Source organism: Streptomyces sp. NPDC014991 (assembly GCF_043080665.1).
In the GTDB taxonomy this organism is placed as follows: domain Bacteria; phylum Actinomycetota; class Actinomycetes; order Streptomycetales; family Streptomycetaceae; genus Streptomyces.
The window spans coordinates 60257-73904 of record NZ_JBIBVY010000033.1; the positions used below are offsets into that span (position 1 = coordinate 60257).

Below are 13648 nucleotides of genomic sequence, written 5' to 3' on the forward strand. Positions count from 1 at the left end.
CGGTACGGCTCCACCGTCGCGGCCACCCACCTGCGGGCGCGTCTGGCGCAGGACGGCACTTCGCGGGCCGGAAGGCGGCACACGGGTTCCAACTTTCGACAGAGGACGCCGGGCGCCGGCCTCCGTAACCTGGGACGCACTGTGAACACCGCTGCCCCTGCCCTGACCCCGACCACCCGGGCCCTGGCCTGGTGCCTGCACCTGCTGGTCATCGGCCTGCTGGTCCTGGCCGCCGGCCGGGCCGTGGCCGCCGGCCGGCCGCACGCCGGTTCGACCGCCGCCGCGGCGTCGGCGTGCGGCCTGGTGTACGCCGTCGGGCCGCTCCTGCCCCGCATCCGCCTCTCCCGGCGGGCCGCGGCCTGGTGGCTGGCCGCCGTGGGCGCCGTGTGGCTGGTGCTGCTGGCCCTGTCCCCCGATGCGGTATGGGTCGCGTTCCCGCTGTACTTCCTCCAGCTCCACCTGCTGCCGCGCCGAGCCGGGCTCGCCGCTGTGGCCGCTACCGCGGCGGCGGCCGTCGTCGGCTTCGCCGCCCACCAGCACGCCTTCGGCCCCGCCATGGGGATCGGCCCCGTGCTCGGGGCCGCTGTCGCCGTCGCGGTGGTGTGGGGGTACCAGGCCCTGTACCGGGAGAGCGAACAGCGCAGGCAGCTGATCGAAGAGCTCACCGCCACCCGGGCCGACCTGGCCCGGGCCCAGCACACCGCGGGTGTACTCGCCGAACGCGAACGTCTGGCCCGGGAGATCCATGACACCCTCGCGCAGGGTTTCTCCAGCATCCAGCTGCTGTTGCGCGCCGCCGAACGCGCTCTGCCCGGGCGACCCGACGTCGCCGCCCGCCACGTCGACGCGGCCCGCCAGGCCGCCGTGGACAACCTCGCCGAGGCCCGCCGCTTCGTCGCCGCCCTGACGCCGCCCACTCTGGAAGGCGCCACCCTGGTGGACGCGCTGGCACGCCTGTGCACCACCACCGGCACCCGCCACCGCCTCACCGCGCGCTTCCACCTCACCGGCGACCCGACCTCGCTGCCGACCGCCCACGAGGTCGCCCTCCTGCGCGTCACCCAGTCCGCCCTCGCGAACACGGTCCGCCATGCCCGGGCCACCGCCGCCGAGGTCACCCTCAGCTACCTCGGTGATCGCATCGCACTCGACGTCGTCGACGACGGGCGCGGCTTCGATCCCGGACAACTGCCCGCCCCCGACCCCGAGAACGGCGGTTTCGGCCTCGCGGCCATGCGCGCCCGCTTGGACGCCCTCGGCGGCTCCCTGACCATCGCGTCAGCGCCCGGCCACGGCACCGCTCTGGCCGCCCGGCTCCCCCTCACTCCACCCGCCGAGACCGATCCCGAGGACCGCCCGTGACCGACGACGCACCTCTCCGTCTGCTGCTGGCCGACGACCACCCGGTCGTACGCGCCGGGCTGCGCGCCGTCCTGGAAACCGAACACGGCCTCGTCGTCGTGGCCGAAGCAGCCACCGCCGAGGACGCCGTCACTCGCGCCGCCGACGGTGACATCGACGTCGTGCTGATGGATCTGCAGTTCGGCAAGGGCTTGGGCGGTGCCGAAGCGACCGCCCGGATCACCGCTCGTCCGGGCGCACCCCGCGTGCTGATCGTCACCACCTACGACTCCGACGCCGACACCCTGCCCGCCATCGAGGCCGGCGCCACCGGCTACCTCCTGAAGGACGCCCCGCCCGAGGACCTGGCCGCCGCGGTCCGCACCGCCGCCGCCGGACGCAGCACGTTGGCGCCCGCCGTCGCGGACCGGCTGATGAACCGGTTGCGCACGCCGGGCACTGCCCTGACCCGCCGCGAGACCGAGGTCCTCGCCCTGGTCGCCGACGGTCTGTCCAACCAGGCCGTCGGCAACCGGCTCCACCTGACTGAAGGAACCGTCAAGTCCCACTTGGCCCGCATCTACGTCAAGCTCGGCGTCGCCTCGCGCACCGCCGCTGTCGCCACCGCCACCGGCCTCGGCCTCATCCGCCGCTGACCCGAGCGCGTACGGGCCCCTGGAGTGAGGCGGAGACCACCGATCCCCCGTCTGCGGTCCGGGCGGGCCGGCTGCGCCACCGCGCGAGCAGCCGCGCGAGGAGTGACTCACCCGCGATCCACTGGCGGGCGCGGGTCCTCCGGTCGCCGTGCTGGGTCGTCGTGGAACCCGTCCACGCCTGTGTGTGCGGCTCGGACCTGTCGCCCTGGCGCGGCCTGGAGCCGATCGGTGACCCGCACCCGATGGGCCGTTGGGTACGTCGGCTTCGTGGAGGAGGTCGGAGCCGAGGCCGCTGCGGTCGAGCCGGGCCGGTTCGTCGCCGGTTCGTTCGCCAGCTCCGACACCACCTGTGCGAATTGCCGCAACCGCTCCCGGTACCGCCCCGGCTATGGGGGCAGTGGCCATGGCCCCGCGGTGCCGCCGACGAGGCTGAGGCAGTGATGGGCTCACGGCCCGGCGGGACGAGGGACGGGAAAGACGCCAGAGCTCGGCTGGACCGGAGGTCCGGCCGGTGATCAGGCCGGGAGCCCACCTGGACCGTCACACCCTCGCTCGCGCGGCCCGGCCGGTCGCCCCCGAGCCCGCCTGGATTCGCGCGGCTCTGGTGTCGAAGGCTCTGACAGCGGCCGTACGACCAGCTCCGCAAGCCGGAGATAGGCTTCCACGGTGGCCGCACGGAGGTCCTTCAGTTGCCAGCGCGCCGACAGCAATGCGGGGTCGAACGGTACCTGTACCACCTGATCGGCCTGGATGCGCAGAGTCCGGTGCAGGTCGCCGGGGAGGCCACGGCGGTGTGAGCCGTCGGTCCGGGTGGCCACGACGACCGCCTGATCCGCCAGGCGATGTCGGCCGCCGTCCCGGATCCGGTCGAGCATGCGCTTCGCGGCGTCCAGGAACCAGTCGGCGGTGCCGCAGCACACGATCAGCTGGTCCGTGTGGTCCAGGACCACGTCCGTGGACGCATCCAGCCTCACCGGAGCCCAGTCGGTGAGGACGAACGCGTAGTACGGCGCGGTATGGGACAGCACCCGCAGATACTCCTGTGCGTGCGTGGAGCTGGGCCCGTAGTGGTCCGAGCGGTGCGCGACCACTTCGAGGCCCGAGGGCAGGCGCGTGGTGTGCGCTCCGACCTCCTCGTACGAGGGGCCGAGTGGCAGCGCGGCCAGGTCCCGCGGGACGGCCCGATTGCGGTCGTGCGGCAGGAAGAAGCCGAGCGTGCCCTGCGCGGCCGCTCCGTCGAGCGCGAGCACGGGCTCGGACCGGGCGGCGGCCAGCAACGAGCCCAGGGCGACCGTGGCGGTGGCCCGGCCGCTGTAGTGGTAGGCGCTGACCAGCGTCACCCGTCTGCTGTGCGGCATCGGGACACGCAGCCGGTCCAGGCGTCTGCGCAGTTCGACGCGGGCCGGCCCGAACCGGGGCACGGGCAGCACCCGGTCGACGGCAGGGGGCGGGCCGGGCAGGGCCGGCGGGGTGAGCGGCACGGGTTGCGGTGACCGGCCGGTCACCGGTGGGGCCGGCGATCGGGTGTCCTGGTCGTACCGCAGCCGGGCGAGCGCGATGTACTTGGCGAGGGCGTCGGCGACCTCGCTGGCGGTGGGGCGGCGGGCCGGGTCGTCGTCCAGGCAGCGCAGCACCAGGCGCCGCAGCGTCTCCCACCCGTCCCCCTGCCACAGGTGCATGCCCTCCGGCAGATTCGGTAGCTCCACGCCCGCCTTGCTGCTGATGAGCTGGAGCATCGCCCCCAGCGCGCGCATGCTGTCCGCGACGGTCGGCGCGGGCCCGGCACCCAGGTACCGGTCATCGACGGCGTAGTCGGACAGGTCGCCGAGCACGATGGTGCGGCGCAGCACGTACACACCGTCCATGCCGAAGTCGGCGGGCACCAGACCGCTCGCGTGGCACAGGGCGAGCGCGTTCGCCAGATGCCAGGACACCAGCAGGCCGCGCACCAGGTCGAAGGGGGCGGTGCGCCGCTGAAGGGACCGGGCGAACACCTCCGAGAGCCGCGACGGCTGCCCGTCCGGGGTGTCCTGGTCGCGGACCGGTGTCATCGCCAGCCACGGCGGGGAGTCTTCCAGTCCGGTGGCGAGCAGCGCGGGCGCGTACTGCGCCTGGAGGCGGACCAGCACCTCCGCCTCCACGGCGATCAACTGGGCGTTGGCCGCGGGCAGGTCGGGCCGGGGCGTACGCAGCACCGCCTCCGTGCCGTGCGCGTCCACGCCCCGGTACAGCACCGTACGGCGGCCCCGGCGCCGGCCGCTCAAGGTGTACGCGCCGAGCCGCGCCGGGTCCGCGTCGGTCAGCGGTTGCCATCCGTCGGTGGCCACGGAGGCACGCTCAGGTTCCGGGCCGGGCAGGCCGGGCACACGATCGAACGACACCCCGAACCGGGCGAGCAGCCGGCGCTCGACGCTGGTGAACGGCTGGTGGGAGCCGGGCAGATGAGCGGAGCCGTCCGGGTGGGCCAGCCAGGCCGGGAAGTCCGGCGAGCTGCCCGCGAGTTCCTCCAGGTGTCGGCCGATGCGCCGACCGGTGCGCAGGAGTTCGGCCTGCGGAACCGAGTCCAGCAGCACTGCCTTGGACTCCTCGGTGAAATCGAACACCCGGTGCTTGGCGGGCAGCGGGCCGGGCACCGGCGCCGCATGGGGCCGGACCAGACCGCCCAGGAACACCTCCGCCAGGTGCGAGGTCGTGGCCTGCCACGGCACCGCCGACTGCACCAGCCGCATCACCGGCACCGACAGCGGGGAGACCGCCGCGAGATGCGCCGCCAGCCTGTATGCCTCCGGGGTGGCCGCGTCCCGGAAATGCTGGGCGCTGGTCAGGTCCCGGGCGGCGGCCACACTGCCATACGGGTCCGGGCGGGTCAGTAGCGGCAGCTCCGCGGTGGCACCGGGTGAGGCCAGCAGCCGAGCCCAAGCTCGCAGCGACTCGGGCGTCGGTTCCAGCACGGGCACCGGCACACCCTCGAAAGCGGACAGTTCCGGCGGCAGCACCGGATCGCTCACCTCCCAGGCCGCGTTCGCTCCGCCGATCCGCCGGGTGGTGACCTGCCAACGCTCTGCGGCGATGCCTGACGCCTCCCACATGTCCGGCGGCAGCGTCTGCAACACCGCGACCGGGCCGCGGGAAGCCCACTCCGCCAGCAGCCGGTGCACCGCGCCGGACCGCCAGGCGGCGCCCATGCCGTCGCCGACGACGAGGACAAGGGTGCGCCCGGAGGGGTCGTTCACGGTACTCAGCGGCAGTACACCACTGTCCGGCCGGAACGGTCGGGCGCGCAGAACGGGCTGGCGGGCACCACGTGTGTCGAGGCCGAGGACGCGGGTGGTGGCGAAGGCGCCCAACCGCTCCAGCAGCGTCCGCAGTTCGGCGCCGAGCCGGTGCCACAGCAGCATCGACAGACCGTCGTCGACGAGCAGCGCCAGATTCAGCCAGCGCTCCCGCACCGGCCGCTCCACCACGTCGGGCAGGTCGGTCTCGGCGAGCTGGGCCGCCGTGCGCTCCTCGTCGATCTCCGTGCGGTGGCGGCTGTCGAGCCGGCGGCGCAACGGCCGGAGCGCGCGCCCCAGTTGCAGCTCGTCGGCGAGGGCTTTGCTCTCGGGCACCCGCACCGGCAGCGCCCGCCGCGGCTCGGGCGGGGACGCGGCGAGCCGCACCTCGGGTACCGGTGCCTGCCGGGCCGCCGCGTACAGGGACGGGGTGGTGAGGTCGGGCAGGTCCGGGTCGTCGGGTTCCGGTGCCACCTGCTGCGGGGCGGGCCGGCCGGGCTCGGGGACGGGGTCCGGCTCCGGGCGGCCCACAGCAGGCGGCGGTTCGCGCAGCAGCGGGGCGCCAGTGCCCGCGGGCAGCCGGCGGGCGAGCCAGAGGACGTCGAGGATCTGGTCCGCGTCCAGGTCGTGGCCGCAGGCCGCCAGGACCCGCAGCATCTCGGTCAGCCGCTCGCCGCCACCCGCCACGGTCACATGGCCCCGGTGAGCTGGTGCAGTACGGCGTCCAGCAACCCGTCCGCTTCCAGGTCGACACCTCCGGTGCGCAGGAACACGGCGTTCAGTAGCTGGTCGGTGGCCAGTTCACCCAGTGCACGGCGGCGCAGGAAGGCGTCGATCAGGTCGTCCGCCTCCTGCAACGCCTCCTCGCCGAGGTGCGCGGTGACGATGGTGCGCAGCCGTTCCTCGTCGGGCACCGGCAGTTCGAGCCGGAGACAGCGGCGCAGGAACGCGGGCGGGAAGTCCCGCTCCCCGTTGCTGGTGATGATCACGACAGGGAACTCGGCGCACTGCACCAGCCCCTGGTGCACCCGGACGGTGCCCCGGTGGTCGGAGGTCTGCACCTCCACGTCGGCCGTGCCCTCCGGCAACCGGACCAGCTCCTTGATCTCGAAGTAACCCTCCTCGAACACGGTGAGCAGGTCGTTGGGCAGGTCGACGTCGCCCTTGTCCATCTCGTCCACCAGCAGGCAGCGCGGGGCGGAGGACGCCACCAGTGCCGTACCGAGTGGCCCGAGCCGGATGAACTGGCCGATGGACGGTTCGTCCTCGGTGCGGTCCCGGCTGAGCGTGGTCTCCCGCAGCCGGCCGATAGCGTCGTACACGTACAAGGCGTCCGGCACGGTGGAGCGGCTGGTGACGGACCAGCGCAGCAGGTCGCCCAGACACAGTTCGTGCGCGATGGCCCGGGCCAGGGACGACTTGCCGGTGCCCGCGGGCCCGGTCACCAGCAGCGGACGGCGCAGATGCAGGGCCGCGTTGACGATGTCGGCATGACGCGGATCGATCACGTAGGGCAGCTTCGTACGCGTCGCCCGTGCCGGGGTGAAACGCCGCCAGGGCGGGGCGACGGGAAGGTTGACGGCCCGCGGAACGCCGTCGCCCCGGAACAGACGCCAATCGGCGCCGGCGGCGGATGTCATGGGCCCTCCTGAGGCTCGGACAGGTGCAGACGAGGGACGGTGCGGTCCGCGTCGGCCCAGGCGAGGACCGGCCGACCGGGGAACTCGGGCGGATTGACCCGGGCGTTGGCCCGGTAGTCGTGGACGCCGTCGGGCAACTCCCGGGTGGCGACCTGTGCCATGTGCCGGACGCTGTGCGACGGGCCGTCCTCGTGCCGGTCCCACATCACCACAGGTATGCCCAGCGCCAGGCACGTCTGCACGATGCGGTCCCGGGGAGGACCAGGCGGTACATCCACGGAGACGCGCACCGTGTCGAGTTGGTTGACGAGCCGGGAGTACAGCGTGTCCCGGTCCGTGGGTTCGGAGACGACGAGCGCCTTGCCCGAGTCGAGGCGGCTCCATCTGCTGCGCCAGCGGGACACGAAGCGCCCGTTCCGGCCCAGGAGTTCGGGGCAGTGCACGACCAGCGGGAACTCCACCCCGAGCACGCCGGGCACCAGCTCGGCCGGATGCTCCCGGGCCGTCCACTCATCGACGGGCAGGTTGAGGCCACCGCGGTCCACGAGGACCTCCACGAGGGGTGGCCGCTCGTCCTCGGCCGGAGGGGTGAGCGAGTCGAGCACGCGCAGCACCTGGCGTGCCGCTTCCGAAGCCGAGTACGATTTCACGCTCTCGGTGGACACCTGCCGAGGCCCGGCCCCCTCATCACACCAAATCCGCAGCCGGTGCCGGTTCCGCCCGGCATCGGCCACCTGCACCAGGACCCGCACGCGTGTGGCGCGCACGCGCGCCACACGCGCCCACTCCTGGGCGTCGAAGCGGCGTTCGCCGAGCGCCGACCTCTCGACGCCCAGCCGCCGGGCCACCCCGTCCGCCCAGAGCCGCAGCTGCGCCCGCCGCGTGTCGGGGCACAGGGCACCGACGTATTCCACTACCCGCAGCAGCGCGGGCACCCGGCACTCGTCACCGCTCGCGTGGCCGTCCCCCGGGAGGGTCTCCAGATGATCGAGCAGCGCGTCCAGGGTCTCGCCGCCGTGCCGGGCCGCCAGGTGCGGTAACGCGGCGCGGACCACCTCGGGGAACCGTCCCAGCACGGCCGGGGGGAGGGCGCGCAGGTGTCCGCACAGTTCCTTGTACTCCGCCGCGGTCAGCAGCCGCGGTGTGCGGGACAGGGTACCGGCGGCCAGGACCCGGTCGGCGCCCCGCGGGTCGTCCCGGCGCAGAATCCCGGTGAGCGCGGCCAGGGCGCGCGGATGCGTCAGCACGAAGGCGGCGAACTCCTCGGGCGTGGGCGGTACGACGTCGCTGCCGGGCTCCACCCCGCACAGCCGGGCCAGCCGACGGGCGCAGTCACCGCGTCCGCTCGGCGAGGGCAGCACGTCCTCGATCACCCGGGGCAGCATCTCGAAGGCGGGGTCGTCCGGCTCGATCGGCCGGGGCCGGACGCCGTCCAGCACCCCGAGGGGACCCAGTTCGGCCTCGACGGCCTGCCACGGCACGGCCCAGCTGCGCCGGACGACGCCCTGGAAACCGAGTTCGAGCGGTGCTCCGGCGGCATCCACCGGCATGAAGTGACCGACGACCAGCCCGACCACGGCCCGCTCCTCCCGGCACCACAGGGGGCTGCCGCTGTAGCCGGGGCCGACGGCCATGCCGGTGGGGGCGCCGTCCAGGTAAGCCAGGCGACCGTGCAGCGCGGAGACGGTGAGTCGGGCGAGGGTGGAGGCGCGGCCCCCGCCGTGCCAGGCCTCCGCCTTCTGGCCGGCCGTCATGGCGGCCTGGCGGGGCGGGGGCGGTAACCCGCCGGCCGGGGCGTCCACGCGCAGCACCGCGAGGTCGCCCAGCCATTCGTCGGCGCCCGCGGTCACCGGCCCGCCGCCCCGGGTGCGGGGCGGGATCCAGTGGGCCACTCGGGAGGGGAGCCGCCGGCCACGCACCATGTCGTCGTCGCGCACCTCCACAGGAACCTCGTCGAGGCCCGGCGGCCGCGCGTCGAACATGTCCCTGCCCAAGGCGGCGTTGACGACGTGCGCGCACGTCAGCACGGTGTCGGGGCCCAGTACGAAGCCCGCCCCAGCGGGCTTGCCGTCCTCGGTGCGCCGGACGGTCACGACATGCCGGGAGGGGTCGTCGGAGCTGTCCCACCGGTTACGGAACCACCCCACGCGTCACTCCGCGCCGGGCGTCGCGCCGGCGTCCGCACCCGGCTTCCAGCTGGCCGTGACGGTGAGATGCGCCTGCCCGGCCGCGCCGACGATCCCGAACTTGAGGTCCTGCCCGACCTGCACGCCGAAGGTGACGCTCAGCTCGGTGGGTGGCTCGGGCACCGCCATGGCCGCGTTGTGAACCTCCTGCAACAGCGGCCCGATCGGGCGCAGGGCACCGCGCAGCGCGTCGGCCGCGAAGTTCGCCACCGCGCGGCCGCGGGCGCCGACCGGCACGGCCCGGCCCATCCCTTCCGGGAGGTCGTCGTCCACGGCGGAAGACACCGCACCCGCACCGGGCGTCAGCAGGAAACGGACCGGAGTGCCGTCGGAGAGCGCGAGATCGGGTGAAGTCGACACGCCACCATTATCGGCCCGAACCCCACACGTGACGCGGTCCTTTGTCCGACTCGGTTACCGAAACGATGCCTTGGGCCTCTAGGACCGCACCGGCTCAAGGCATGACCCGGACCAGGCAGGGCGCCGTCGCGCTGCTCTCCGCCCGGGCCAGCCGCTCCGGCGGGCGGGCACCCCGACACGGCCGCCCCGGTCACCGCCGCCCGGCCACAGGTCGATCACAACAGGTGGCAGCCGCGACCATGTCCTGCGCGGCACCGGTTCCAGGAGCGCGACGTAGTGCCCGGCGCTGTTCGTTCGAGTGCCGGGGTCACCAGCGAGGTACCACCCGCAGGCGGTGGCGCGCGCATGCCATGCGCCGACAGCGGTTCCAGACATCCCAGGACGTGCGCGGCGGCACTCGGCGAGGCCGACGGGACAGCTCAGGTGGACAGCGCCCTCCCTATGACTGACGAAGGGGTGCCGAAGGAGATGGGGCGCTCCGCCGTCGTCTACACCCTCTTCACCGTCGTCGAGCGGAGGACCTCCGCCCCACCTCGGCCCGAGGTACCGAGACGGAACTGGCCGGCGACGGCTCACCGCGTCGGCGATCGCGAGCAGGATGCCGGTCTCCGGGGCTGCCGACGTGCCGGAGGGCGCCGTGAAGGCGGGGGAGCCGAGTACGGCGTCGAGCCCGCGGTCGAGTCGTTCGGCATGATCCGAACGAGAGGGCCTAGGTGGGCGGCGCGAATCGGATGTGCACGTCGTCCCTGGTGGGGAACTCGGCCCTCAGAGACGAGGGGAGCCCGAGATGGCCGACGACGACTTCTACACACGTGACCGCCCGGACAATCCGCAGTACGTGGAGGACCGCCCGAGAGGAGGGGGACCGGAAGACACCCACCGGAGGAATCGCCGGGGTGGCAAGTCAGTGTGGATGGTGATCCTGCTGGTAGCCGTGGTGGTTGTACTCATCGCCCTCTTCATGCCCTGAGCCGTCAGCGAATCAGGCCCCGGGATGCGCACCCGCCGAAGGGCGGCGAAGCCGCCTCGGGGCGATTCGCTTGCCCTACTCCGGCCGTCGGCCCTGTGGCGGAGAGCCGTACGGGCTGGATGCCGAGTCTGATCTTCTCGGCGCACGGGAGGCGTCCGGAGAGGTGTCTCGACCTCGCGCTAGCCTGCCTCACCATGACGCGAGTCTGGTTCTTACCGATACTGCTTCTGCTCTGCGGGTCAGTGGTCGCGACGGGGCTGGTCTCCAGTGGGAGCCCCGGCGCGGCCGGACTCGTCCTGCTGCTGTTCATGCTGCTCGCAGGCATGAACTCGCCCCTGGTCTTCCCGAGATCGATGGGTGCGCTGGAGGCACGGAACCGCAGCACCGTCGACGGTCGGCCGATCGTCTTCTGGCGGCCGGGGTGCACGTACTGTCTGCGGCTGCGCATCCGGTTGGGCCGTAGTGCTCGCCAGTTGCACTGGGTCGACATCTGGCGAGACCCGGCCGGAGCGGCTGCGGTGAGAGCGGTCAACGACGGCAACGAGACCGTGCCCACCGTCTTGGTGGCGGGTCAACCGCACGTCAACCCCGATCCCGCATGGGTGCGCGAACAGCTGCCCTCATCGCGTGACCGGTGAGCGATGCCGTACCGGGCCGCAGGCCTGCGGCGCCCGTACCACCGCCACCCCGCCGTGACCGCGTCCCCGCTCTACCCACTCCCCCGTGGCGAACTGTCCCGAGCCGCAGAACGCACTCAGTCGAAACGAATGTGCTTGATCCCTGTCCAGGCCCGCCGCACGCGTCCTCGCAGCGCTCCCTCCCTGTTCGGGACGAGCGCCAGGCCGGCGGCTGCGGCAACGTGCTCGGCAACCTCGGGCACGGTGAGGTGGTCGGTCCACACCTGCTCCGCGAACTCCTCTCCCCGCAGGCGCTCCAGGCAGAGGTCGAGCTTCGACACGGCGAAGCTCTCCCGACGCAAGGGGGCGTTCTTCCCCGCCATCAGCTGGACAGCGTGTCCGAAGCCGCGCTCGCGCAGCCGTCGCAGCACCGTCTCACGCCTGGCCAGCAGCGCGACATGCCGGACATCATGACCGCGCTCGCGCAGCCGACCGACGATCTCCCGGAAGTACGCCGGCTCCACCACCGTCATCGGCACGATCACCGTCCCGTGGTGCTTGCGCAGTACATGGTCCAGCACTTCGAACACGCCCTGCCGCCAGGCCGTGAGGTCCTGGAAGTCTCCGCGCAGGGGCGGGGGCATCATCCGGTGCAGACCGAAGCCGACGTGTTCGGGGTCGCAGACGACGCTGTCCACGAGCCGACGTCGAAGCTCGTACGCGGTCTGCGTCTTACCGCCACCGAACGGGCCGTTGATCCACAAGAGCATGCACCCGACCCTACGGGGACTCACCCGCCAGGCCGCCGGAGGTGAACCGGGTCCGGCCGCGTGTGACGGCCGCGCCGTACTTCGTCGGGCCTGCGTCACGTGGTCGGCGCGGCTGCTGGCCCTGCTCGCCGAAGCTGTTCGAGCGGCACGACGTCCCCGGGACGGGGCACGCCCTCAGATCGCGTACGGCCAGACGGTGAGCATGTACGCGCCGTACCAGCAGCCGAACAGCGCGCCGCCGGTCACAGTGATCACGACCGTGGTGGTCCGTGCCCGGGCGAGGGCACGGGCGAGGGGGATGAGGAAGAGCACGGCAGGGATCATCAGGCGCAGCTTGGAGTGGTAGAAGCTGGTCTGTCCGAGCGTCAGGATCAGGATGCCGGAGCCGTAGACGAGCAGGGGTGGCCAGGTGTTCCGGCGCCAGGTGACGGCTGTGGCGTCGACGAGGGCCAGCAGGAGGACCGCCGTGCTCACGGGCACCCACCCGTCGCCGTGTGCCAGTGTCTCACCGAGGAAACGCAGGAAGGAGCTGCCGCTGTCCCAGCGGGTGTCCCAGCCGGCCTGCTCGATGCGGAACCAGGCATCCGGCCGCCCGGCCCGCCGGCCCACCCACCAGAGGTAGCTCGGCGTGCCCGTGCAGGCGAGTGCGACGGCCGCCAGGGGGCGCCAGGCGGGTCGGCGTGTCCGCGCCAGGTCCAGGGCGGCGGCGACGGCGAGCGCCGCCACGACCGCCACGCCGGCGGGCCGCGTCAGACCGGCCAGCATGGCGGAGGCGCCGGCGGTGAGCCACGCCCGCCGTTGGGTGGCCAGCAGGGTGGCGGCGGCCAGGGCGAGGAACAGTGACTCGCTGTAGGCCATGACGAAGACGAGCGCCATGGGTTGCGCCGCGGCGAGCAGCACGACCGCGATGCGGGCCGTACGCCGTCCGTGCAGCCGGGTCAGCAGCAGGTCGACGGTGATCAGCGCGGTGGCGAAGGCCAGGTTGGCGGTGACGATCGCGGCCGTGCCGTGGTCGAGGCGGGTCACTGTGTGGACGGCACGGATCAGTAACGGGAACAGCGGGAAGAACGCGAGGTCGTTACCGGTGAGCCGGCCCGTGGACGAATAGGTGAAACCGTCGGGATAGCCGTGTGCGGCGATCTCCGTGTACAGCCGGCCGTCCCAGGCGAGCAGGCGGTCGCGGAGGCCGGGCCCGTCCGGCGGGTTCATGACAGCCAGGACGGCGAGGTGCAGGAGCGTGGCCGCGCCGTAGATCACGAGCGCGGGCCATGCCTCGCGCACGGACGGATGACGACGCACACCGACGCGCTCCTTCGGCAGCGGCTCACCGAACCACTGCGCCGCGCTCCGGAACGAGCGACGTCTCACCTCACCTCTCACCGCCTCGGGCCGTGGGACGGGCGTGGTCCGATAGTGCGCCTGATCTGCGCCTGCGGCGACTTCGGTCACCGGCCCGGTGGCCTGGCCGGAGCGGCGGGCGAGGCGTCGTGCGTCGTCGGTTCGGCGGGCGTGCGGCTGGTCCCTGGAGTTGGCGTCCGGCCGCGGCGGTACGACCCTGGAAGCATGAACCTCGCCCGAAAGGCGGCCCGGCGATGAGCTGGCTGGGGCAGCTGAACCCTCAGGTGGCGCACGTGATCGCTGCCTTCGCGGGCATCGGGCTGGTGTGCCTCTACGCGCTGCTGGTGATGCTGGTCCGCAAGGTACATGGCAGGCCCGTCAGCGGTCTGCCACCGAGAGACCACTAGGCCGTGTCTTCAAAAGATCTTGAGTGGCGGATCATGGTCGGGTGATACGTCGCCATGAACTGTCTGATGTCGAGTGGGAGTTCGTCCGCCC

The 13648-nt window shown here is 72.9% G+C and carries 11 protein-coding genes and 1 pseudogene; 6 read left to right on the forward strand and 6 right to left on the reverse strand.

The window, feature by feature from the left end; all coding sequences use genetic code 11:
• Positions 1 to 141 precede the first annotated feature (141 nt).
• From ACF1BE_RS33155 to ACF1BE_RS33165, 3 genes and pseudogenes are all read left to right on the forward strand, one after another.
• Positions 142 to 1362 carry a sensor histidine kinase gene (locus ACF1BE_RS33155; RefSeq protein ID WP_392202701.1) on the forward strand — a complete coding sequence of 407 codons (1221 nt, stop codon included), beginning with the start codon at positions 142 to 144 and terminating at the stop codon, positions 1360 to 1362.
• Complete coding sequence (locus ACF1BE_RS33160) at positions 1359 to 1997, forward strand: response regulator (RefSeq protein ID WP_392202702.1); 639 nt, start codon at positions 1359 to 1361, stop codon at positions 1995 to 1997. Before ACF1BE_RS33155 ends, ACF1BE_RS33160 begins: the two co-directional genes overlap by 4 nt.
• 116 nt (positions 1998 to 2113) lie before the next feature.
• Positions 2114 to 2363: pseudogene (locus tag ACF1BE_RS33165) on the forward strand (alcohol dehydrogenase catalytic domain-containing protein); the annotation flags it as partial.
• 149 nt (positions 2364 to 2512) lie between these two features.
• On the opposite strand, the gene ACF1BE_RS33170 reads toward ACF1BE_RS33165, so the two are convergent.
• The 4 genes from ACF1BE_RS33170 to ACF1BE_RS33185 are packed head-to-tail and all read right to left on the reverse strand — an operon-like array spanning position 2513 to position 9455.
• Complete coding sequence (locus ACF1BE_RS33170) at positions 2513 to 5962, reverse strand: SAV_2336 N-terminal domain-related protein (RefSeq protein WP_392202703.1); 3450 nt, start codon at positions 5960 to 5962, stop codon at positions 2513 to 2515.
• Positions 5959 to 6909 (reverse strand): AAA family ATPase, encoded by a 951-nt coding sequence (locus ACF1BE_RS33175; RefSeq protein WP_392202704.1) that lies wholly within the window; start codon positions 6907 to 6909, stop codon positions 5959 to 5961. The genes ACF1BE_RS33170 and ACF1BE_RS33175 overlap by 4 nt, the downstream gene beginning before the upstream one ends.
• Complete coding sequence (locus tag ACF1BE_RS33180; protein ID WP_392202705.1) at positions 6906 to 9056, reverse strand: trypsin-like peptidase domain-containing protein; 2151 nt, start codon at positions 9054 to 9056, stop codon at positions 6906 to 6908. The genes ACF1BE_RS33175 and ACF1BE_RS33180 overlap by 4 nt, the downstream gene beginning before the upstream one ends.
• 3 nt (positions 9057 to 9059) lie before the next feature.
• Entirely contained in the window at positions 9060 to 9455 is a 396-nt protein-coding gene (locus ACF1BE_RS33185; RefSeq protein ID WP_392202706.1) for a CU044_2847 family protein, read from the reverse strand.
• Positions 9456 to 10242: 787 nt separating this feature from the next.
• Between ACF1BE_RS33185 and ACF1BE_RS33190 the strand changes: the two genes are divergently transcribed.
• Positions 10243 to 10425 carry a hypothetical protein gene (locus tag ACF1BE_RS33190; protein ID WP_392202707.1) on the forward strand — a complete coding sequence of 61 codons (183 nt, stop codon included), beginning with the start codon at positions 10243 to 10245 and terminating at the stop codon, positions 10423 to 10425.
• Between the two features lie 194 nt (positions 10426 to 10619).
• Positions 10620 to 11063, forward strand: coding sequence for a glutaredoxin domain-containing protein (locus tag ACF1BE_RS33195; protein WP_392202708.1), 444 nt, complete (start codon positions 10620 to 10622; stop codon positions 11061 to 11063).
• A gap of 116 nt (positions 11064 to 11179) precedes the next feature.
• On the opposite strand, the gene ACF1BE_RS33200 is transcribed toward ACF1BE_RS33195, so the two are convergent.
• A complete protein-coding gene (locus ACF1BE_RS33200) occupies positions 11180 to 11812 on the reverse strand; it encodes an AAA family ATPase (protein WP_392202709.1) in 633 nt (210 codons plus the stop codon).
• A gap of 174 nt (positions 11813 to 11986) precedes the next feature.
• On the reverse strand, positions 11987 to 13180 hold the full coding sequence (locus ACF1BE_RS33205; protein ID WP_392202710.1) for a hypothetical protein: 1194 nt from the start codon (positions 13178 to 13180) through the stop codon (positions 11987 to 11989).
• A 224-nt stretch (positions 13181 to 13404) separates the two neighbouring features.
• On the opposite strand from ACF1BE_RS33205, the gene ACF1BE_RS33210 reads away from it, so the two are divergent.
• Entirely contained in the window at positions 13405 to 13557 is a 153-nt protein-coding gene (locus ACF1BE_RS33210) for a hypothetical protein (RefSeq protein ID WP_392202711.1), read from the forward strand.
• Positions 13558 to 13648: the final 91 nt, after the last annotated feature.